Genomic DNA, 22,932 nt, shown 5'->3' with positions numbered 1-22,932 from the left:
CCCTTCGTCAGGACCGCTCGGCGTCGGCTCGTTCGAGCTCGGCCGACATGTGCGTGGCGATCTTTCCGATGTACGGCTCGTCGATGATCTGCAGGTGATCGCCGCCGATCTTCACGATCTCCAGGTCTTCCACCACGGGCGCCCAGCCGCCGTCCGGCGCGATGTCCGCGAAGTTCGGCTCCAGCTCGACCGCACCGTCGTGCATGCGGTCGGCGCGGTACAGCGTGACCTTGCCCTCGAACCGGCCGTAGTCGGCGGGGTTCACCTTGATCAGCATGCGGTTGTCGATGAACGACGTGCGCTGGTGCTCGATCATCGAGGTGGGCACCTTCTTATCGGAGAGCTGCACCAGTTCCATGATGATCTTGAACTGGCCCTCGTCGTCCGCCGCTTCGAGCCGGTCCATCGGGAGTTCGATCTCGCTGCCGATGTCGTAGTTCTTGCGGGCGAAGGTTTCCCAGCGCTGCAGGCGGGCCTTCTTCTCGGCGGGCTCGTCGGTGAGCGGGACCGTCGGGGCCACCACGTCCAGCAGGCCGATGTACTCCACCTGCTGGCCCTCGTCCTCCAGGGCGCGGCCGAGCCCGTAGGCGAAGGCGCCGCCGAGGCTCCAGCCCGCGAGCCGGTACGGCCCCTCGGGCTGGATCTGCTTGAGCTTGGGCAGGTACTCGCGCACCCGGTCCTCGACCTCGCCCTCGACCCGCTCGAATCCGTAGACCGGCAGATCCTGCGGCAGCTTGCGCAGCAGTGCCTCGTAGGCGGTGGTATTGCCGCCGGCGGGGTGGAACAGGAAGAGCGGCTTGCGATTCGTGTTCTCCGGCTTGCGCAGGGTGCGGACGAATCCGTCCACCGGGGTGGCCTCGTTCATCACGGCGCCCACGTAGGTGGCCATCTCCTCGATGTTCTTCGAGTCGATGACGTCCTCGATGTCCACCTCGCCGCCGGCCCGCTCGGACAGTCGCGCGGTGAGCTTCTCCGCGACGTCCTCGCTCAGCACATCGAGCTCGTTGAACACGCCGCCGGGCGAGCGGCCCACGACGATCGCGTAGGTCGCGAAGGTGAGGCGCTCGGCCGCGTCGCGCGGGGGCACACCGTCGCCGATGGCCTCCGCGACGGCGGCTCCGTCGAGCAGATCGGGTGCGTCGCTGCCGGTTTCGGGTTCCGACGGTGCGGCAGGCTCGGACTCCGGTGCGCTCTCCGGCGCGGACGCCTTGGCGGCGGCCTCGTCCTTCGCGGCCTGCATCATCTCGGCGAGCTTGCCGGCATCGGCCATCTCACCGGTGCCGGACTGGTGCTCGGCCAGCGCGTCGACCTGGTCACGGTGCTCCACCGCGTACTCCACGAACTGCACCACATCGTTGAACGATGCATCGCGCACCGCCTGGATCTGGATCGGCGGGATGTCGAACTCGTACTCGGCGCGGTTCTTGATGCGCATGGCGATCAGCGAGTCCATGCCGAGGTCGATGAGCGGGATCTCCTTGGGGAGGTCTTCGATCTCGAATCCCATGGTCTCGGCGATGATCACGCCGAGGCGGTGCTCGACGGTCTCCCCGGACTCGGGCGACCAGCGCTCGGTGCTGCTGCCCTCGGGGGCGGGGGCCTCGGTCTCCTCGGAGACGGCGATCGCGGGCTCGGCGTCGAGCGCGTCGTCGGCATCGTCCGCGATCGCGGCGGGCGCGGCCTTGGTGATGAGCGGCGCCGCGGCGCTGCCGGAGGCCTCGCCGCCCACCACGACGGCGTCGAGCAGCAGCCGGAAGCCCGTGCCGGTGTTCTCGTGCACCTGGATCGATGCGCCGCCCGGGTGCGGGGTCAGCGTGGTGGTCAGGGTGTTCCCGTCCGCGGCCTCGCCGTGCTCGACCGCCGCGGTGACCGCGGCACCGTCGAGTACCTGGACGGCGGCATTCTTCGCGAGGTCGACCAGCGAGATCCGCGTCTGATCGCCCAGGGTGAGCGCGCCCGCATCGAGCTGCCACACGTGCCGGCCGTCGGGCAGCGCCACATGCGCGCCGGGAACCATGCCCGAGCCGCCGTCGGGCAGCTTGGTCTGGATCCAGATGTGCTTGCGCTGGAACTTCGTCCGCGGCACGGGTGCGTACCGGCCGGGGCCGAAGAGCGAGGCGACGTCCACGTGGTGGCCGTGTGCGAAGACGGTGGCGAGCGCGGTCATGATCGTGCCGGGCTCGTCCTCCTTGCGCTTGAGCGTCTGCACCAGCGCGGCGTCCTGGATACCGGAGCCGAACGTCACCGCGGCCACGGAGATCAGGGTGATCGGGTTCGGGGAGAACTCGATGAAGGTGCGGTAGCCGGCCTCGACGGCCTTCTCCACGGCCTGGGTGAACCAGACACTGTGGCGCAGGCCCTTGATCCAGTAGTCCACATCGTGCACCGGGGCGTGCCCCGCACGATAGAACTCCTCCTTGTTCACGGTGGAATACATCGGGTACTTCAGCGGGTGCGGCTCGATACCCATGAGCTCGGCCTGCAGTTCGCCGAGCAGCGGGTCCATCTGCGAGGTGTGCGAGGCACCGCGGGTGACGAGCTTGCGAGCCATGAGGCCCTTGGCCTCGGTCTCGGCGACGATCTGGTCGATCACCTTGCCGGGGCCGCCGATCACAGTGTGCGTGGGCGCGGCGTAGACGCAGATCTCCAGGCCCTCGTACTCGCCCAGCACGGTGTCGATGTCGTCGGCGCTGTACTCCACCAGCGCCATGAATCGTTCCATCTCCTCGGGGAGCATGGCCTCGCCCTCGCCCATCAGGCGCGAGCGGTTGCAGATGACGCGCACGGCGTCTTCCAGCGAGAGGCCGCCGGTGAGCCAGGCCGCGGTGGCCTCGCCCATCGAATGCGGCAGCACCACACCGGGTTCGATGCCGTGATGGCGGAACAGGCCCACGAGTGCGACCTGGATGGCGAAGATGCCCACCTGGCCGGTCTCGATGTGGAAGGTCTGCGCGTCGTCGGTGATCATCTCGGCGTAGTCGTCGCCCGACTCGTCGATGATCAGCTCGTTGACCTCGTCGAAGTAGTGCTTGAACACGGGGTTCTCGAGGTAGAGCTGCTTGGCCATCTTGCGGTGATGGCTGCCGAAACCGGAAAAGATGAACGCCGGACCGGTCGCGTCCGGCTGGTTGGCGGAGATCACGTTCGGCGCGTTCTTGCCCTCGGCGATCGCGCGGAATCCCTTGATCGCCTCGTCGAGATCCTTGGCCAGGACCACCGAACGGACACGGCCGTGGTTGCGACTGGCGAGGGTACGACCGATCTCGGCCAGCGAATACTGCGTGGCCTCGTCGGACTCCAGCCATTCGAGGAGCTCAGCGGCGGCCGCGCGGCGGCGCGACGGGACGTAGGCGGTGAGCACGAGCGGGACCGCGACACCGTCGGCGGTGGCCGCGTAGAACTCCGGCACCGCATTCGGGTCCGCGGAATCCGCAGCGTCCGCTTCGGTTTCGCCCTCGACGATCTCGGGAGCGATGTACTCCGTGATGACCACGTGGGCGTTGGTGCCGCCGAAACCGTTACCCGTGACGCCGGCGATCCGGTGGCCGGAGTACCGGGGCCACTCGGTGTTCCGCGCCGCCATCAGGAGGCGATTGGCCTCGAACTGGATGTACGGGTTGGGGCCGGCGAAATTCAGCGAGGCGGGGATCTGGCCGTTGCGGATCGAGAGCAGCACCTTGGCGACGCCGGCGATACCCGCGGCCGCCTCCAGGTGGCCGAAGTTGGTCTTCGCCGAACCGAGCAACAGCGGCTTCTCGGCGTCGCGGCCGCGGCCGAGAACGCGGCCGATGGCGTCGGCCTCGAGCGGATCGCCCAGGATGGTGCCGGTGCCGTGCGCCTCGAGGTAATCCACGGTGCGCGGGTCGATACCGGCGTCGATGTAGGCGTCGCGCAGGTTGATCACCTGCGCCTCCGGGTTCGGCGCGAAGATGCCGTTGGACTTGCCATCGGAGGTGACGGCGGAGCCGGCGATCACACCGAGGATGTCGTCGCCGTCGCGCTCGGCGTCGGCGAGCCGCTTGAGCAGCACGACGCCGCCGCCCTCAGCGCGGATCATGCCGTTGGCGTCCGAGCTGAAGGCCTTGATCTTGCCGTCGGGCGCCTGCGCGCCGAGGCTGTCGAAGCCCAGCGTCGCGGCGGGCACGATGAGCATGTTCACACCGCCGGCGACGGCCATATCGGTCTCGCCGTCGCGCAGGCTGCGGATGGCCTGGTGGATCGCCACCAGCGAGGACGAGCACGCGGTGTCGACCGCGACCGACGGGCCGTGGAAATCGTAGAAGTAGGAGACGCGGTTTGCGACGATGGAGGTCGACGTGCCGGTCAGCGCGTACGGATTGGCCTTCGTCGGGTCGGCCACGGCCAGCATCTGGTAGTCGTTGGCGGAGCTGCCCATCCACACACCGGTGCGGGTGCCCTTGACGGAGCTGGGCGGAATGTTGGCCTGCTCCAGCGCCTCCCAGGTGAGTTCGAGCGCGAGCCGCTGCTGCGGATCGACCATCTCGACCTCACGCGGGGTCATCTGGAAGAACTCGGCGTCGAAGGAGGCCACGTCGTCGAGGTAGCCGCCGAACGTGTTGGCCTCGTCGAGTACGGCCTTCAGGCGCGGGTCCTGCTTGAACTCCAGCCAGCGGTCCTCGGGCAGATCGGTGGTGGCGTCGCCGTTCCCGATGAGGAACTCCCACGTGGACTCGGGGGTCTCCCCCGCCTTGGGGAAGCGCGTCGCGAGACCGACCACGGCCACGTCGTGCGTTCCGCGGTTCGCCTCGAACTCCTCGCCACGGTCGTACTGCGCCGCCTCGGCGGCGAGATCGTCGTCGGAGACCACCGGGTCACCGTCGATGATGCGCTGACTGAGCAGGGCGATCGTCGGATGCTGGAAGGCGACGGTGGCCGTCAGCTGGACGCCGGTGAAATCCTCGATGTCCGACGCCATGGAGACCGCGTCGCGCGAGCCCAGGCCGAACTCGTCGAGCGACTTGTCATCGGTGATGTTCTCGACGGGCTGCTTGGTGGCGTCCGCGATCCACTGCCGCATCCACGCGCGCAGTTCCTCGAGGCTCAGATCCTCACGGGCCTTGCCGGTCGGGCCTTCATGGGGGGTGTACTCGTTCTCAGCCATGTTGTGTCTACCCTTCGCGTCGAGACCGTGGGTTACCCAGTCGCGTGTGATGAAGTTGTGTGGGCGAGCGCAGGTGAGCGCTACTGGACGTTGTTCGCCTCGGCATCGGGGAACGCCTGCTGGGTGTACCCGCCGCGCAGCGTGCCGTCGATGTAGGCGGCCCGGCCCGCGCGCCGAGCGATCTTGCCCGAGCTGGTGCGGGGCAGCGAGCCGCCGGGGACCAGGAGGATGTCGCGGGCGAGCACGCCGTGTGCGGCGCCCACCGCGGAGCGGATGCCGTCGGCGAGGGCCTGCTGGTCCTGCTTCGCGCCACCGGCGCCGAGCTCTGCCACGATCACCAGCTGCTCGGACTGGTCGTTCGGGTCATAGGTCAGGCCCGAGTGCGCGTTCTCGAAGACGGCCTGCGGCAACTCGTTCGCCGGCACCGAGAAGGCGGCGAGGTAGCCGGTACGGATGTACTTGGTGTTCGACTCCTGCGCGGTGAACTCGATGTCCTGCGGGTAGTGGTTGCGACCATCCACGATCACCAGGTCCTTGACGCGGCCGGTGATGTACAGCTCGCCGTCGTGATAGACCCCGAAGTCGCCGGTGCGCAGCCAGCGGGCCTTCTCCAGGTTCTTCACCCCGGCCGAGTGGGTGCCCTCGGACAGCGGGGTCACGTAGTTCTGGAAGGTCTCGCGCGACTCCTCGGCCCGCTCCCAGTAGCCGGAGCCGATGTTCATCCCGTGCAGCCAGATCTCGCCGACGGAATCGTCCGGCAGCTCCTTGCCGGTCTCGGGGTCGACGATGCACGCCCACTGGCTCAGCGCGACGTCGCCGCAGGACACCTGCGGAACGGCGCCCTCGGCGTTCTCGTCGGCGACGACGAAGGTGCCGGCGGCCAGGCTGTCGCGGTCCACGTAGACCACGCGGGCCTCGTTCTCGACCGGGGTCGAGCTGACGAACAGGGTGGCCTCGGCCATGCCGTAACAGGGCTTGATCGCCTTCGGCGACAGACCGTACGGGGCGAAGGCGTCGTTGAACTTCTTCATCGACGAGACGGTGACCGGCTCCGAGCCGTTGATCAGGCCCTTGACGTTCGACAGGTCGAGGGTCTCGCCCTCCTTCGGCAGTCCGCGGGCGGCGGCGTGCTCGTAGGCGAAGTTCGGGGCCGCGGCGAAGGTCTCGGCGCCGTCCTCGACGGCGGCGAGCTCGTTGATCCAGCGGCCGGGCCGGCGCACGAACGCCGACGGGCTCATGATCGTGATGAACTTACCGCCCAGCGCAGGAAGGATCACGGTGAGCAGGCCCATGTCGTGGAACATCGGCAGCCAGGTGACGCCGCGGGAGTTCTCATTGAGGTCCAGCGCGTGGATCATCTGGATCACGTTCGTGCCGACGGCCTCGTAGGTGATCTGCACACCGGCGGGGTTGCGAGTGGAGCCCGAGGTGTACTGCAGGTACGCGATGGTGTCGCGGTAGATCGGGAAGGGCTTGAGCGTCGAGCCCACCGAGTCCGGGATGGCGTCGACGGCGATGATGCGCGGACGCTCCTTGGCCGGGAGGTGACGGAAGAAGTTGCGGCAGGCCTCGGCGGAGCCCGACGAGGTGAGGATCGCGGTGGGCTTGCAGTCCTCGAGGACGATGCGCAGGCGGTCGGTGTGGCCGGGCTCGTCGGGGCTGAACAGCGGCACGGCGATGTTGCCCGCGTACAGGGCGCCGAAGAAGGCGGTCACGTAGTCCAAGCCCTGCGGGGCGAGGATCGCAACCCGGTCCTCACGCTTGGTGATGTGCTGCAGGCGGGCACCGATGGCGCGCAGGCGGGCACCGAACTGCGCCCAGGTCAGCTCGTGGACTTCGCCGTCACGCTCGCGGCTGTAGTCGATGAAGCGGTAGGCCAGCGTGTCGGCGCGCTCACGTGCATTGCGCTCCACGAAGTCGACCAGCGTCGTTCCGGGGCGGAAGAAGATATTGCCGTCTTCGTCCAGAAACTGGTCAAACTCGTTGTTCATGCATCGCTCCTCGGAGACCGTCTCGGGGTGACTACGGTCGTAGGTAATTCATCGCCTGGCGGCCACGCCCCGTTGCCGGGCTGTGGGCCACCTCATAGTGCTTGATATCCGCAACTCGTCCGGCCCGTTTCAGTCCTGGACACGCCGCGAAAATCCGCAAACCCAGCTATCGTACCGCGCACCGTCGGCACGGACGAAAACCGCAAGGTCGCATCACTCGCCCTTGAGCTGCTCGAGGACGGGTGCGAAGGCCTCCATCTGGGTGGGCACGACACCCACGTACGACATACCGGTCGCGGCGCGGGTCGCGCGCACCTGATCGGCGATCTCGTCGAACGTGCCGATCGCCAGGTACGGCGAGTTCAGCACGTCATCGATGGTGACCTCCTTGTCGATCTCGATGCTCGCGGAGAGGCCTCGCTCGATCGCTTTGAGCGCGAAGTCCGCGACCTGCTCGCGATCGTCGGTGACCACGATGGTGGCGATCGACCAGGACAGCTCGATATCGGCGAAGCGCTCGCCCGCAGCGGCCTTCACGACCTCCACCTTGTTCTTCACGGCATCCATCGACATGTCCGAGATCTTGAGCATGCCCTCGGCCGAGCTGCGCGGGTTGATCGAGACCACGTCCGCGCGGCGCGCAGCGAGCTCCAGCGTGCGCCGGGCCCCGGCGCCGATGGCGATCGGTGGCCTCGGGCCCTGCCGGGGCCGGGGATAGCCCTTGAGCGCCTGCACCGAGAAGATTTCGCCCTCGAACTCCGCCTCCTGACCGCGCAGCAGGGTGTCGAGCACCGTCAGGCCTTCGTCGAGGCGCTGCAACCGGCGGTCGGGGCTCTCGAACTCGATGCCGGCCTGGTCGAAATCGTCCTTGAAGGCTCCGAGGCCCAGACCGATCTCGAGACGGCCCTTGGACAGCACGTCGATGGTGGTGAGTTCCTTGGCCAGCACCGCGGGGTGCCGGAAGGGCATCGCCAGCATGGAGGTGGCCAGCCGGATGGTGGAGGTGCTCACGGCCAGGGCGCCGAGCGCGGCGAGCGGGCCCACCTGGGCGTCCAGCCGGTCCGGGATGGCGAAGGTGTCGAAGCCCAGCTCCTCGGCCTCCTGGGCGAGTTTGACGAACTTCCGCGCCCCACCCTCGTCGGCGTTGCCTGCACCACCCGCTGCGAAACGGAACTTGCGGGGTTCAGTGGTCACTGTGTGGGTACTCCTGGTCGACGGCTGTTGACGTTGCGCACAGCCTAACCGTTGCGCGAGCGTGCCCCCGCCACACGGAGCGCACCGTCGGCGCTCGCCGCTCTCGGATTTTGTCCGGTCCGCACAACTCACCGGACCTGGACTTTTTCGCCCTCGCTGCGGTGTTTCGGCGGGCCAGGTCACCGAAAGTCGCGTGCGTCCGGTGTTCCGGAGCGACCGGCCCCGCTCGGCGCCGTTGTAGAACTGCACATCGATCAGATCCCGGGGCACCTCGCGAAACTGTCGCTGAGCAGGCGGCCGTGGACATAGTGGCCGCGTTCGCGCTCAGCGCAACAGTTTCGCGACGTACTGCTAGCTTCTCAGCACACAGCGCTACTCCAGATGAGGTGACAGATGAACCGCCGCCGATTCGTCCAAGCGGGAACCGCCCTCGTGGGATTCGTGCTCGCGGCGTGCGGCGCACCGTCGGGCAGCCCCGCGGAGCGCTCACCGATCGACCGTCGAGGCCGGCGCTGGCACATGCCCGACGAGGGCGACCCCCACGAGCGGACCTGGATGGCCTTCGCTGCGCGCGAGGACATCTGGGGCAAGGACCGCGCCCCGGGCGTGCAACGCTCACTGGCCCTCATCGCCACCGCCATCGCGCGGTTCGAACCGGTCTCGATGCTGGTCAGCGCCGACCAGATGGGCCGCGCCAAGGAACTCATCGGCAACGCCCCGGGCGTCACGCTGGTGGCCGCCGAACTCGACGACCTGTGGATCCGCGATACCGGCCCGGTGTTCGTCAAGGGCGATCAGGGGCTCGCCGGCGTCGACTTCAACTTCAACGGCTGGGGCAACAAGCAGCGCCACACATCGGATGCCAGGGTCGCCGGGCTGGTGACCGCGCAGGCCCGCGCCGAGGTGCTCCGCACCGACCTGGTGCTGGAGGGCGGCGGCATCGAAGTGGACGGTGAGGGCACGGCGATCATCACCGAGAGCTGCGTGCTCAACGACAATCGCAACCCCGGCTGGACCAAGCAGCAGGTCGAAGCCGAATTGAGCGACCTACTCGGCATCGACCGGGTGATCTGGCTGCCCGGGATCAAGGGCAGGGACATCACCGACGGGCACACCGACTTCTACGCCCGATTCGCCTCCCCCGGCGTGGTGGTGGCCGGCCTCGACGAAGACCCGGAGTCCTTCGACTACGACGTGACCCGGCGTCACCTCGACATCCTCCGCGGCGCCACGGACGCCAAGGGCCGCGGGCTCACCGTCGAGGTACTGCGCACTCCGTCGACGGTCCGCGAGGCGTACGCCGAGGACGATGACTTCGCCGCCGGATACATCAACTTCTACCTGTGCAACGGAGCTGTGATCAGCCCGCAGTTCGGCGATGCGGAAACCGACGGCGAGGCGCGTGCCACGCTGCAGCGGCTGTTTCCCGGCCGCGAGGTGGTGCAGTTGGACATCGACCCCATCGCCGGGGGCGGCGGCGGAATCCACTGCGCCACCCAGCAGCAGCCGGTGCGCTAGCGCTACTTCGTCTTCGGCGCCTTATCGATCACGCCGATGGCCCAGCCGGTGAGCCACTGGGTCGCCGTCTTGCCGTCGAGGCTCCAGTCGCTGGTGGTGCCGTAGGCCGCGTGCGAATTCTGAGTGACCGTCGAGATCACCTGCGGCAGACCGGTGGCCAGGCCCAGCAGGCCGCCCTTCGGCTGGTTGCAGATGGGATCGTTGCTGCCGCAGATCGTGACGACCTTGTCGTCGACCGCGCCGAATCCGCCCTTGCGCTTGCCCTGCAAGTCGACACCGAAGGCGTTGAAGCCGGAGAAGGTCACCTCGACCCCCTCACCCGCGGGGTCGGGGCCGATCGCGCGACCCTCGCCCTGCACCCGGCGGCTGTCCGAGATCAGGCCCACGCCGATCAGCCGTTCCGCGGCCACCGGTCCCTGTCCGGCGCCGATCTGCGCGGCGATGTTGCCGGCGATGGTCGCCCCCTGAGAGAAGCCCATCAACACGAATCCGGTACGCCCGCACCGCTCGTTGACCTTGTTGATCTGCGCGATCGCCCGGTCGGTGCCCTGCTGCCGCGAGGCGGCGTAGGTCATCTGGCCGTCCGGCGGCACCGCCACCGGATTGTGGAACTGAGCCACGTAGGGCACCGTCCAGATATCTGCTCGCAGCTTCGGGTACCGCTTCGCCAGGGGTGTGCTGACCTGCAGCATCAGTGACCTCGGGTTGAATCGGGGGTTCACCGGATCGTCCGTGGCCGAGGACTCCCAGGTGCCCGGGATCGAGATCACCTGCACATCGGGGCAGTCCGCGGCCTGTTGGCCACCGGGCGGACCCGGCGGGGTGGGACCGGGCTTGTTGAGCATCGAGATGATCAGGGCGATCACCACGATGATCGCGATGAGCGCCGCGATCGCGATCGCAATGCCCATCACGTTCAGGGCGCGCTTTCCGTTGCCTGCCATGTGTCGTGAATACCAGGGCTAGCTGTGCGCAGGCTTAGGCGCCTTGTCGATCACGCCACGCGCCCAGCCCTGCAGCCACTGAGTGGCCGTCTGCCCGTTCGAGGACCAGTCGGCGGTGGTCGCGTACAGCGCGTGCGAGTTGCCGGTGAGCACCTTCTCCAACTCCGGCAGGGTGGTGGCGAGCTGACCGGCCTGGAAGATGTCCTTGGGCTGGTTGCAGATCGGATCCTTGTTGCCGCACAGCGAAACGGTCCGGTCCTTGACCGCACCGAACCCGCCCTCGCGCTTGCCGCGCAGGGCCAGGCTCATGAAGCTGAAGCCACCGTAGGCCACTTCGACGCCCACGCCGGGCGGGTTGGGGCCCGCGGTGCGGGCGTCGCCGGGCTCACGCCGCGGATCGGAGATCAGGCCCACCCCGAGCACGTTCTCCGCCGGGATCACGCCCTTGCCCGCGCCGATCTCGCCGGCGATATCGCCCGCGATCACGGCGCCCTGGGAGAAGCCCATCAGCACGAAACCGGTGAGCTTGCACCGGTCGTAGACCTTCTTCATCTGCGCGACCGACTTGGTGTAGCCCTCGGTTCGCGAGGCCTCGTAGGAGGCTTGGCCGTCCGGCGGGATGGCGACCGGGTTGGACAGCTGCGCCACATAGGGGGTGGTCCAGATATCGGCCCGGTCTTTGGCGAAGGCGCCTTGCAATGGCCCGGTCACCTTGAGCATCAACGAGTTCGGGTTGAAGGTCGGCCGGTAGGGATCGTCGGTGGCCTTGGACTCCCAGGTCCCGGGGACCGAGATCACCTGCACATCGGGGCAATCCGCCGGTTGGCTCTTGGGCCGGTCCGCGGTCGACGGTGCGCTCGACGAGGAGTCGGGCGCACCGATATCAGGGCCACTGGGCCCCGGCTTGAGCAGAGTGATCAGCAGGATGATCACGAGGATCACCGCGATCAGCACGATCACGGCGACGCCGATCGCTGCGGGGCTCACCTTCCGTCCGCCGGACGGTCCGGGCTGTTGGCTCATCGTCGGCTACTTCTTGCAGTAGGAGGACTTCGCCTCCGCGATCAGCTTGTTCGCATCATCGGTGGCGAGCTTGTCGGCCTTATCGGCCGAGACGCCATCACCGGTGCGCGACGGGCCGAGCATCCCCTTGACCAGGGTCTCGACATAGCGCGGATTGGGGCTCTGCGAGAGCGCGTCGCACGTGTACTGTGCTGCGCCGATGATGGTCTCATCGGAAGCGACGAGGCCCTCGGAGCGCATCTTCGCGACGAACTCCTTGTCCTTGGGCGAGCTGGCCACCGACGGCGGGCCGGGGTAGCCCGACGGGACGCTCGCGGACGACTCCGGGGCGGTGGCGGGCAGCGACGTGGGGCCGCCGCCGTCGACCGCCGTGGTGGGGGCGGACACCGTCGAGCTGCCGCCGCACGCGACCGCGCCGAGGAGCACGCCGCCCGTCATCACTGCCACTGCGAGTGCTCCGCGCAGTCCTGCCATGTGAACTCACCCAATCCCTGATAAGTACCTCGGGCACGTGCCCGCTACGACGCTGCCAGGCTACCGGCGATCGGACCGGCAACCCTCGGATAGGCGGTCAACGCACTTCCGTAGCTCCGTTGACCAGCGCGATCACACCGCGCTCGAAACGCTGCTCCACACCGCCCGGTGCAGGCACCGCGTCGGCCACGGGGTAGCCGAGCCGGCCGGCCTCGTAGCCCTGCCGACCCCATTCGGCGAAGATCGGTCCGTTCGGCACCACCGTGGCGGGGGTTTTCGGCGACCAGTACACGGTGCCGCCCTGGAAGCGCTGGAAGGCGCCGCCGCCGGTGCGCAACCGCTGCTCGTCGGAGACCGGGAGGCCCAGCGGCGACCGCTCGTAGCCCGCGCCTGCGTATTTGTCCTTGATGGCGCCGCGCACGGCGCGGGCACCGGTCTGCGGAGACCAGTACACGGTGCCGTTCTGGAACTGCTGGTAGCGCCCCTTCTTGTCGGGCAGTGGCTGCTCGCCACCGGTGGGGAATCCCAGCGCTCCTCCCGGTCCGCCGGTGCCGAGGTACGCACCGGCGATGGCGCCGCCCACCACCTGGGCGCCGGTGTCGGCGGTCCAATAGATCTGGCCAACGCGGAAGTCCTGGGCGCGGCCGCCGGGCACCGGGTATTCGACGGTGACGCACGAGCCGAGGGCCGCAACCTTGGGCGCGAGTTCACCGATCGCGCCCGCCGCCGAACAGGGCCGCGGGTCGGGGACACCGAGCGCGGCCTGCACCTGCGGCCAGGCTTGAGCGTTCTCGAACTGCCAGTACGGCCAGCTGTGATCGCCCGACGGGCGGTAGATCGCGTTGGCGGGGATGCCTTTCCGGTTCAGCTCGACGGCGAAAGCCTGGTTCGACGAGCGTGCGAGCACCTCCAGCGCCATGGCCTGGAGTTCGGCGGGCTGCCCACTCGACGACGACGAGCCGTTGCCGGAGCTGAAGTACAGGCTCACGCCGCGGAGCTGGTCCGCGAGTTTGAGCGGATCATGCTGCGCCCAAGCCGGATCCGTTGGTGGGCCGTACATGGCATCGGAATCGAAGTTGCCGGCGTCCCGCATGGCCAAACCCACCGACTCCGGGGTGCCGGGAGAGCTCATCGACAGGATGCCGGAGTACGAACCCGCGAACCGGTACAGCCCCTTGTTGCGGGCCGCGAGAGTGAACGCCGCGGTGCCGCCCATCGAGACACCGGCGGCGGCGCGAGCCTCGGTGGCACGCCACCCCTGCTGCAGCAGGGGCGGCAGCTCCTTGGCGAGGAAGGTCTCCCACTTGTAATTCTTGCCGTTGTCGGGGCGGCGCCAGTCGGTGTACCAACTGGACTGACCCCCTACGGGCAGCACCACGGTGACGTTCTTGTCGCGGTAGAACTCGGCCGCGTTGGTCTCCAATAGCCAGCCGCTCTGATCATCCCGTGCACGCATACCGTCGAGCAGGTAGAGCGTGGGGAACCTCGCCTTGGGATCGGCGTGCCAGTCCCGCGGGAGCAGCAGAGCGACCGTGACGTTCCCGCCCATCGCGGCGGAGAAGACGGTGAGATCCACACGATGATCGCCCGCCCACGCGGCACCCAGGATGCGCGACTGCGCGGGGGCGGGCTCGGCGAGCGCCGGCGCACCGACCCCGGCCGGACCGGGAGCGACGACGGCACCCACCGCCATCACCCCGGCGACGAGCAGCGTTCCGATTCGGCCCGCGCGGTGCATCGATTCTCCTTCGTGGATCGCCCCTGACCGAACCAGTCTTACATGCATGTGATTCGGTGCAGCGGTCCCACGCGGACACCCGGGTCAGACGAAGCGATTCCCCTTGGCCCGGTACATCGCGGCATCGGCCGCATCGATCGCCGCCGCCGGGTCGCCGCCGACCGGCACCTGCACGGCGCCCACCGTGGCACTGACCGTTATCGGGCGCCCGTCGACAGTGACCGGCGAGTCGCTCACCGCGGCGCGCAACCGATCGACCATGTCCTCGAGCGGAACATCGCTCTCCCGGGCCGCGATGACGAACTCGTCGCCGCCGACCCGGTACACCACATCGTCCTCGCCGATCGCCGCGTCGATCCGGCGCGCCACTGCACGCAGCACCGCATCACCGAACTGGTGGCCGAACGAGTCGTTGATCCGCTTGAAGTCGTCAAGGTCGGCGTACGCGATGAGACGGATCCCCGCGGACTCGCGTTCGGAGACCATCAGATCCATCGCATGCCGGTTCGGCAGCCCGGTCACGGCATCGGTGGTGGCCGTGTTGTGCAGTGTGCGAGCCGCGCTACGCAGCTCCAATACGCTCATCGCGAGATCCGCCAGGTCTTCGAGGCCGCGCAGCTGGCGCTCGCTCAACTGCCTCGGCTCGCTCCCGTACACCCGGACGGTCCCCACGGGCAGCCGGTCGGCGGTGCAGATCGGGGCCGCCGCGAACAGGTGGATCGGCGGGTCCGCGATGTCGAGGAATCGCTTACCGAGGAACCGGTCGTCCTTCTTGGCGTCCACCGCGTAGATCACCTGATCGCCCTCCACGGCGAGCGAGCACAGGGAGTCCTCGCGGGAGGCGTGGATGCGCGGCGCACCGACCGAGGCCACGGTGTAGTGCCGGTCGAAGTCGATCACATTGACGGAGCCGAAGGGCACCTCGCACAGCGCGGCGGAGAGCTCGGCGATGCGGTCGAGATCGGGCACGGGATCCGAGCCCATGATCCGCAGCGATCGAACCGCGGCGACACGGTCGTGCTCGCGCGGATGGAGTTGAACGGTCATCGGAGCCTCTCGTCTACCGGGTTTTGCAGCTCCAAAATATAGCCGGTATCGGGCAGTCGCGCCGGACTTCGCCAGCACCCGTCAGGGAGAGGCGGAACGTGCGTGGTTCGTCAGCCCCGCGGACCGCGCGACGCCGCCGATACGGCGCTCACCAGCGCAGAGCGCTCCTGCCGCGGCGGCCGGGCACTGACAGCCGCTCCTGCGCGGCACCGGCCGCCTCCGGGGCGAAGGTCTCGACCACGCCCACCACCTCCGGATGTCCGCCGATCCGGCCGTTCCACCAGTCGAGGTGCGCAGCCACATCCGTCGCCTCCCGCACAGTGGCGGTGATCAGCGATGCGTGCGGAAGCGAGTACTCGGTATCCGCGCGGACGCGGACCACGGTGCCCGCCGAAGTGAACCGGTCCGACAGTGCAGCACCGAGATTGGCCGCATCGATGATCACATCAGGCGTGCGCAGCTCGTCGCCGACCGGATCATCGGCACCCAGACCGCGAAGCAGCGCCTCGTCGCCCGGGCGGGCCAGGGCGATCGTCCGGTAGCCCGCCGCACCGCTGGCATAGACCAGGAACCGGCCCAGCGCGCCCGCGGCACCGGTGATGACGACCGTCTCGACCGCCGGATCCAGGGAGCGCAGGATCGACGATGCCGTGACCGCGTTCAGCGGGATACAGGCCGCGGCCCGCGGGGACAAACCCGCCGGGACGGTGCCGACGCGGTCCGCGTCAACCTGGACGAACTCGGCGTACGCGCCCGTACGCGGTGCGGGCCCCGGCAGGACCAGGGCGTTGACGACGCGGCCGACGGGCAGACCGGGCGCAGAGCTGGCGACCACCTCACCGCAGCACTCCATGCCCGGAACGAACCCGGCCGCGATATCGCCGACGAAGGCGTCCATGCGACCGATGCGAAAACTGACGTCCACCGGATTGACCCCGGAGAAGGCGGTGCGCACGAGCACGCGCCCCGGACCGTCGAGTGCCTTCTCATCGTGCAGTGGGACCAAGACATCCGGACCGCCGTAGTTGCGAAAACCTATGCTGCGCCCAGCGAATGTCACCTATTCCAACCGTTCGGAAATCACGTCGGTCGCTGATGGACCGAGACCGCCCTCCACCGTATACCGCGCCCGATCCGATGGTGTTCGAGCCGGACCCGGTCAGTTCTTGGGCATCGTGTACTGCTCGGGGGTGAGCGGCGGCGGCACGTCCATCCGGCACATGCGCAGGGTGTATTCGGGCACCCGGTCGATCCGCATGCCCATCGTCGCGATGGAGAGTTTGAAGTTCCGCTTGAACAGATCGAAGGTCATCGGCGCCGAATAGGAGTCGCGGAGCTGCTGGATCTGCGGACAGGTGAGCGCGAGCCTCGCCTGGTTCACCCAGTTCGGATCGATGTGCGGCGGCAGTGCGGGCCGCTTCGGGTAGGCCTTCGCCTCGGCGACGGCCCAGTCCGGGAACATCTCCTTATCGTGTCCGATGCGCCCGTCCTCGAGCCGTGCGGTGTGCGTGGCGACCGGCCACGCCAACCCCACCTGGTCCCAGACCCGTACGTCCAGTGGAAGATTCATCGAGGTCATGCCCAGGTTGGTGAAGAACACGGTCTGGGTGAGCGGGACGTCCGGCGGCCGCGGATAGGGCAGCGGATCGATGAACCACCAGTCGTAGTCGAACGACGGCAGGTACACGCCGCCGCGCGGGGTCTGCCGCAGGATCTCCTGCAGTGACTTCATCCGCGGGTAGTCCAGGTAGTCGTCCGCCGTGATCGGGTGCGACTTCCCGGTCTGCAAGGAGTAGAAGGCACGTTCGTCGACGATGCCGGTCTTGCCGATGGCGGTACCGTCGGGCATCCCCCGGAAGGTCGAGGCGTGCAGAGCCCAGCCGATCACCAACACCCACAGCACCGCGGCGACGGCGGCGCCGGCGGATCCGCCGAGCAACCGTGCCGCGCCCTTGATCCGCGAATCGCCCTCCTGCCGCGACGGAATCCGCAGCGGGATCACCATCACGGGCAACAGCAACAGGAACAGCGGAGCGAGCAGCACACGGCCGGCCATGAAATCGCCGCCCTGACGCAACCAGTACAGCGTCTCGATGACCCCGCCGAGGAACATGACCGCGACGATCACCGCGGGCCGCTGCAGGTGGTCACGCAGGCCGGTGACACCGCCGCGAGGCAGCCGGAAGCCGCCCGTGAGCGGGGTGCGGGCACCGCGAGCGGGGAGCACGATGAGGGGCACGGCGATCGCCAGTGCCACCACGGGGAGCCACAGTGAGTACGGCTCGACCAGGTTCGTGAGGTAGAGGAATCCCTGGTCCCACTTGGAACCACTGGCGTCCTTGGCGATCGCGGTGTTCGGCACCGGGAGGCCGTAGTAGCCCATCCGGAAGATCTGGTACGCCACCGGGAGGAACCCGGCCACGGCGATCACGGCGAGGCGCTGCTTGAGGCCGATCGGCGCGAGCACCATGACCACCAGCACCAGACCGCCCACCACCGCCATCTCGGGGCGCACCAGCCAGGACAGACCGGCGACGAAGGCGGTCGTGAGCGTGATGATCCAGGACCGCCTCACGTCCTTCGGATCGCGCGGATCGCGGTCCTGCTGCGACCAGGCGATCGCCAGCCACCACAGCAGAGCCACCCAGAAGATGGTGAGCGAGACCTCGAGGCCGGACGTCGCGAAGTCCCGCGCGGGTGGAAGCGCCATGTAGACGAGGCCGCCCGCGGGGAGCAGCAGCAGGCCCGAGCCGCGCAGCCCCTTCCATCCGGCACCGCCCTTGTACAGCCGCGCCGTGCCGAGCATGGCCAGCGGGATCGCGGCGACGGACAGCACCAGCGCCACCGTCAGCACCACGTACTCGGTCTGCACACCGCTGATCCAGGAGAAGAACCAGATGATGTAGGTCCAGGCGGCGGAGGTGTTGACCTCGACGCGTTCGCCCATGTTGAAGACGGGACCGTTCCCGGCCAGGAGGTTGCGCACGGTACGCAGCACGATCAGGCCGTCGTCGGCGATCCACCGGCGTTGCCACGCGCCATAGCCGAACAGCACCGCACACGCCGCGACCCCGAGCCACAGGGTGACTCGGGGCAGCGGGAAGGAGCTCGTCGAGGCGGTCCGGCCGACCGCCGAAGCATCAGGCGAAGTAGACCGCGGCAACGACCGTTCCTATCCACATGACTGCGAGGACCTGCAGCACGCGGTCGCCCAGGGCGATCTCCTCGGGCTCGCCGGCCTCGCCACCGTCGACATCGACGGCGTACCGCAGGATGGCGACGGTGAACGGCACCATCGAGAGGGTGTACCAGATGTTGTCCGGGTGCGTGGTCTTGTCGAATGCCCACAGGCCGTAGCAGAGGACCACCGAGGTGGCCGCGAGTGTCCACACGAACCGCAGGTAGGTGGTGGTGTAGTACTCCAGCGACTTGCGGATCTTGGCACCGGTGCGCTCGGCGAGCTGCAGTTCGGCGTACCGCTTGCCGGCCGCCATGAACAGCGAACCGAAGGCCATCACCAACAGGAACCACTGCGAGAGGCCCTTGGGCAGCTCGGCGGCGACCCCACCGGCGACGGCACGCAGGAGGAAACCGGAACTGACGATGCAGATGTCGATCACGGGCTGGTGCTTGAGGCCCAGGCAGTAGCCGAGCTGGATCACCAGGTAGGCACCGATGACGATCGCCAGCTCCTTGTTGGCCAGGAGCGAAACACCGATCGCCCCAGCGGCCAGCAGGAATGCGACGGCGTAGGCGACGTTGACCGGGACCACACCGGCGGCGATGGGACGGTACCGCTTGGTCGGGTGCGCGCGATCAGCCTCGACGTCCAGGGCGTCGTTGATCAGGTAGATCGACGAGGCGGCCAGGCAGAAGGCGATGAAGGCCAGCCCGACGTTCGGGAAGTTGACGAACTCGAGCTGATCGCGGCCCGCGGCGAGCGGTGCGACCACGACCAGGACGTTCTTGACCCACTGCCGGGGTCGCATCGCCTTGATCAATCCGGTGGCGAGGTTCGACGGCACCTTCGGCTCGCCGTGCTCGATCGGCTCCTCGCTCATCAGTTGTCCGACCCCTTCGTCATATTCTTTCCGGCCTTGCGCGCCTCGCGGCGCGTCCACAGTCTCTCACCCTCGATCGCGGCCAGTGCGGTCGCCGCACCGATGGCGGCACCCGCCGCCACGTCGGTCGGGTAGTGCACGCCCAGCACCATGCGCGAGGTGAGCATCGGCGGCACCACGGCCGCGGGCAGCAGCAGGGCGCCTCCCGGTACGCCGGAAGCGCGGCCGAGCAGGATGGATCCGGCGGTCGAGCTGGTGGCGTGCGACGACGGGAAGCTCAGCTTGCTGGGAGTACCCACCCCCACCGCGATCGCCGGGTGATCGGGCCGGCGGCGGCGCACGATCCGCTTGATCACGACGGAAGCGGCATGGGCGACGAACGCGCCGACCCCCGCGGTGACGTACTGCCGACGGCGGTCCTTGCTCAGCAGGGCGCCGAGCGCCGCCAGCCCCATCCACCCGAGGGAGTGCTCGCCGAAATGGCTCAGCCCCCGCGCTGCGGGCAGCACGCCCGGGCGGTCCGCCAACTTCGCCTGCACGGCGACCAGCGCGGCTTCCTCCGGGTTCAGTTCGAACGTCGCCCCCTGTCCGGGCTCGCGGTCGCTCACTTCTGCTCCCCCGCGTTCTCGGGTTCGATTCGCCCCGCTCGCTCCGCTCCCGGCGTCGTGGGCTCGAAGATCTTCGACCACGCCTCGCGGCTGGTCAGGTCGCCGTACGCGGCCCGGTAGCGCTGCTTCATCTCCTCGAAGCGGCGATCGACCTCGCGGTGCACCGTGAGGCTCTCGCGCATCAGCGCGAACATCTTCTCCCGATCGCGCTGGCGATAGACCACGCCGCGACCATCGGCCGTGGTGACGGTGACGCCGTCCACCCGGCCCAAGCTGAACCACCGCGCCTCGAGCGGCGGGTAGTTGGCCTGCGGCACCTCGTGGTTGTGCGGATCGGCAGGGCGCAGGTTGTTGCGCACCGCCGCTGCGAGGGTCTTGACCTTGGTGATCGGGTTCAGCGGGATCTTCGTGCCGAGCGCGGTCGCGGCGCCGGTGGTGCGCGGAAGCTCGGTGGCGCTGGGGAGCACCACGGCATCCGGGTACTCCTTACGCATGGCCGCGACCTTGGGCAGAGCCGTCGGAAGCAGCTCGTACAACGCCTCGGGGCCGCGCAGGAAGTCGCGCATGGCCTCGATCTGAATCGCGACCGTCGAGTACTCCAGGCACAGCAGGTGCTTCATGAGCGCCTTGATCGAGCTGGACATGATGCCGCGGGTGCTGCCCTCGTGGTGCAGCGCCGCGACCACCAGTCGGTTGCGCAGATGGAAGTAGGCCTGCCAATCGATCGCGTCATCCTTATCGGACCAGGCCATGTGCCAGATCGCGATGCCGGGCACCGTCGCCGTGGGGTAGCCGTGTTCGGCGGCCCGCAGGCCGTAGTCCCAGTCGTCCCACTTGATGAACAGCGGCATCGGCAGACCGATCTCTTCGGCGGCGACGCGCGGGATGAGGCACATCCACCAGCCGTTGCCGTCGACATCGATGCGCCGGTGCAGGTTCTTGCTGTTCTCCTTGTCGGAGAGCGGGTACTTCGAGAAGTCGTGGTCGTATTCGACGAAGGGGGCGGCGGTCCACATGAAGGCGCCCCGGTCGATGACCTCGCCCATGCAATGCAGGTGGCTGCGGTCCTGCAGGTTCAGCATCTGGCCGCCGACGAGCATCGGGGTTTTGGCGAAGCGGGCGAATTGCAGTGCGCGCAGGATCGAATCCGGCTCGATGGCGATGTCGTCGTCCATGTACAGCACGTAGGGGCTGTCGGTGAGCCGCAGCGCCTCGTACATGATGCGGCCGTAGCCGCCGGAGCCGCCGAGGTTGCCCTGCTCGAACCGCTGGTACCGGTCACCGAGGGGAGCGATGGCGTCGGCGTAATCCGGGTGGTCGATCACCTTCTTGTTGCCCTGATCGGGCATGAGGACGGCGTCGATCACCTCGTCGACCAGCGGGTCGCTGGTGAGCGCGCGGATCGCGGCCACAGCGTCGTCGGGCCGGTTGAAGGTGGGGATGCCGACGGTGACGCGCTTGTCCGGCAGGCCCTCCTCGGAGACGGTGGCGTACCAGCCTGCGGAGATGATCTCGGTATCGGAATCGGCGGTCACGTCGAACCAGATCCAGCCGCCGTCCTCGAACGGGCCGAGATCGGTGGCGAATTCGGCGACGCCGTAGCCGGTGGCGTCGGTCTCGACGAGGTTGCCGCCCAGAGCGATCCGCGCACCGTCGACCTTGGAGCGGTACAGATCGACCCGGGCCGTGCCCTTGAGCTCGATCCGCAGCACCACGTCTTTCAGGACCGTCCAGCGGCGCCAATACGACGCCGGGAAGGCGTTGAAGTAGGTGGCGAAGCTGACCTCGGACTCTCCGGCGATGTTCAGCGACGTGCGCGTGGGCGCGTGCGAGCGACGTGAGTTGGTCTCGGCCTCTTCGAGATACAGCGAGCGCACGTCGAGCGGCTCACCCGGGCGCGGCAGGATGACGCGCTGCAGAAGGGTTTTCGCCTGAGTATCGGTGGAACTCACTGATTCGCCTCTTCGGTCAGAGCCGCGCCCGTCTCGAGGTGCGGACGCAGGGTGTTGTCGAACATCGACAGTGCGCTGGCGATGGCCATGTGCATATCGAGGTACTGGTACGTGCCCAGACGGCCGCCGAAGAGCACCTTGCGCTCCGCGGCCTCGGTCTTCGCCAGCTCACGGTAGGCCGCCAGCATCTCGCGGTCCGACGGGGTGTTGATCGGGTAATAGGGCTCGTCATCGTCGCCGGCGAACCGGCCGTACTCGCGCATGATGACCGTCTTGTCGGTCGGGTAGTTCTTGCGCTCCGGGTGGAAGTGGCGGAACTCGTGGATGCGGGTGTACTGCACGTCCGCGTCGTTGTAGTTCATGACCGGGGTGCCCTGGAAGTCGCCGGTGGGCAGCACCTCGGTCTCGAAGTCGAGGGTGCGCCAGCCGAGACGGCCCGCGGAGTAGTCGAAGTACTGGTCGAGGGGGCCGGTGTAGACGATCGGGGCGTCCGGCGACGCGGCGGTCAGCTCGTCGCGCACGTCGAACCAGTCGGTGTCGAGTCGCACGTCGATGAGGTCGGAGGCGGCCATGTTCTCGAGCCACTTCGTGTACCCGTCCACGGGTAGACCCTCATAGGTGTCGTTGAAGTAGCGGTTGTCGAAGGTGTAGCGCACCGGCAGGCGGGTGATGTTGCCCGCGGGCAGATTCTTCGGGTCGGTCTCCCACTGCTTGGCCGTGTAGTGCTTGATGAAGGCCTCGTAGAGGGGGCGCCCGATCAGCGAGATCGCCTTCTCCTCGAAGTTCTGCGCATCCTTGGAATCGAATTCCGCGGCCTGCTCCTGGATCAGCGCCTTCGCCTCGTCGGGCGTGAAGTAGCGGCCGAAGAACTGGCTGACGAGGCCGAGGCCCAGCGGGAACTGGTAGGCCTGGCCCTTGTGCATCGCGAACACGCGGTGCTGGTAGCCGGTGAAGTCGGTGAACTTGTTGACGTACTCCCACACCCGCTCGTTGGAGGTGTGGAACAGGTGCGCCCCGTACTTGTGGATCTCGATGCCCGTCTCGGGCTCGGGCTCGGAGTACGCGTTGCCGCCGAGGTGCGAGCGGCGCTCGACGACGAGGACCCGCTTGCCCAGCTCGCTGGCTGCGCGCTCGGCGACGGTCAGGCCGAAGAAGCCTGATCCGACCACGAGGAGGTCATAGGGCTGGGAGGAAGTGTTCGCCACGGGCACTCAGAGTACCGACCGGGAGGGCCTCACGGCGCCACCCGGCCGGTCGCTG

At 68.2% G+C, this 22,932-nt stretch carries 15 protein-coding genes; 1 reads left to right on the top strand and 14 read right to left on the bottom strand.

Features of this window, described 5'->3' with window-relative positions:
* Window positions 1-7: 7 nt before the first annotated feature.
* The 3 genes from pks13 to TPAU_RS00875 form a co-directional block, all read right to left on the bottom strand.
* Window positions 8-5,122 carry a polyketide synthase Pks13 gene (gene pks13, locus TPAU_RS00885; protein WP_013124884.1) on the bottom strand — a complete coding sequence of 1,705 codons (5,115 nt, stop codon included), beginning with the start codon at window positions 5,120-5,122 and terminating at the stop codon, window positions 8-10.
* A gap of 80 nt (window positions 5,123-5,202) precedes the next feature.
* Window positions 5,203-7,113, bottom strand: coding sequence for a long-chain-fatty-acid--AMP ligase FadD32 (gene fadD32 / locus TPAU_RS00880; protein WP_013124883.1), 1,911 nt, complete (start codon window positions 7,111-7,113; stop codon window positions 5,203-5,205).
* A gap of 213 nt (window positions 7,114-7,326) precedes the next feature.
* Entirely contained in the window at window positions 7,327-8,307 is a 981-nt protein-coding gene (locus TPAU_RS00875; protein WP_013124882.1) for a TIGR03621 family F420-dependent LLM class oxidoreductase, read from the bottom strand.
* A gap of 393 nt (window positions 8,308-8,700) precedes the next feature.
* Here TPAU_RS00875 and TPAU_RS00870 point away from each other — a divergent pair, with 393 nt between their 5' ends.
* Entirely contained in the window at window positions 8,701-9,825 is a 1,125-nt protein-coding gene (locus tag TPAU_RS00870; protein ID WP_013124881.1) for an agmatine deiminase family protein, read from the top strand.
* Window positions 9,826-9,827: 2 nt separating this feature from the next.
* Here the strand turns inward: TPAU_RS00870 and TPAU_RS00865 are convergent, their stop codons facing one another.
* The 11 genes from TPAU_RS00865 to glf form a co-directional block, all read right to left on the bottom strand.
* Window positions 9,828-10,769, bottom strand: coding sequence for a cutinase family protein (locus tag TPAU_RS00865; RefSeq protein ID WP_013124880.1), 942 nt, complete (start codon window positions 10,767-10,769; stop codon window positions 9,828-9,830).
* An 18-nt stretch (window positions 10,770-10,787) separates the two neighbouring features.
* On the bottom strand, window positions 10,788-11,792 hold the full coding sequence (locus tag TPAU_RS00860) for a cutinase family protein (protein WP_013124879.1): 1,005 nt from the start codon (window positions 11,790-11,792) through the stop codon (window positions 10,788-10,790).
* Window positions 11,793-11,798: 6 nt separating this feature from the next.
* Window positions 11,799-12,266, bottom strand: coding sequence for a DUF732 domain-containing protein (locus tag TPAU_RS00855; protein ID WP_013124878.1), 468 nt, complete (start codon window positions 12,264-12,266; stop codon window positions 11,799-11,801).
* Window positions 12,267-12,363: 97 nt separating this feature from the next.
* A complete protein-coding gene (locus tag TPAU_RS00850) occupies window positions 12,364-14,004 on the bottom strand; it encodes an alpha/beta hydrolase-fold protein (protein WP_013124877.1) in 1,641 nt (546 codons plus the stop codon).
* Between the two features lie 84 nt (window positions 14,005-14,088).
* Window positions 14,089-15,051, bottom strand: a complete 963-nt coding sequence (locus TPAU_RS00845; protein WP_013124876.1) for a GGDEF domain-containing protein — start codon at window positions 15,049-15,051, stop codon at window positions 14,089-14,091.
* A 148-nt stretch (window positions 15,052-15,199) separates the two neighbouring features.
* Window positions 15,200-16,111: an alcohol dehydrogenase catalytic domain-containing protein gene (locus tag TPAU_RS00840; protein ID WP_013124875.1), complete on the bottom strand. Its 912-nt coding sequence runs from the start codon at window positions 16,109-16,111 to the stop codon at window positions 15,200-15,202.
* Window positions 16,112-16,210: 99 nt separating this feature from the next.
* A complete protein-coding gene (locus TPAU_RS00835) occupies window positions 16,211-18,214 on the bottom strand; it encodes an arabinofuranosyltransferase AftB family protein (protein ID WP_013124874.1) in 2,004 nt (667 codons plus the stop codon).
* Entirely contained in the window at window positions 18,192-19,112 is a 921-nt protein-coding gene (locus TPAU_RS00830; protein ID WP_013124873.1) for a decaprenyl-phosphate phosphoribosyltransferase, read from the bottom strand. Before TPAU_RS00830 ends, TPAU_RS00835 begins: the two co-directional genes overlap by 23 nt.
* Window positions 19,112-19,720 (bottom strand): phosphatase PAP2 family protein, encoded by a 609-nt coding sequence (locus TPAU_RS00825; protein ID WP_013124872.1) that lies wholly within the window; start codon window positions 19,718-19,720, stop codon window positions 19,112-19,114. Before TPAU_RS00825 ends, TPAU_RS00830 begins: the two co-directional genes overlap by 1 nt.
* Window positions 19,717-21,672 carry a glycosyltransferase gene (locus TPAU_RS00820; RefSeq protein ID WP_013124871.1) on the bottom strand — a complete coding sequence of 652 codons (1,956 nt, stop codon included), beginning with the start codon at window positions 21,670-21,672 and terminating at the stop codon, window positions 19,717-19,719. Before TPAU_RS00820 ends, TPAU_RS00825 begins: the two co-directional genes overlap by 4 nt.
* Window positions 21,669-22,877, bottom strand: coding sequence for a UDP-galactopyranose mutase (gene glf, locus TPAU_RS00815; protein ID WP_013124870.1), 1,209 nt, complete (start codon window positions 22,875-22,877; stop codon window positions 21,669-21,671). The genes TPAU_RS00820 and glf overlap by 4 nt, the downstream gene beginning before the upstream one ends.
* Window positions 22,878-22,932: the final 55 nt, after the last annotated feature.

Origin of the sequence: Tsukamurella paurometabola DSM 20162 (assembly GCF_000092225.1) — a bacterium.
Classification (GTDB): Bacteria; Actinomycetota; Actinomycetes; order Mycobacteriales; family Mycobacteriaceae; genus Tsukamurella; species Tsukamurella paurometabola.
Note: the sequence above shows the minus strand (reverse complement) of the source record. Positions and strands in the feature narration are given on the sequence as shown.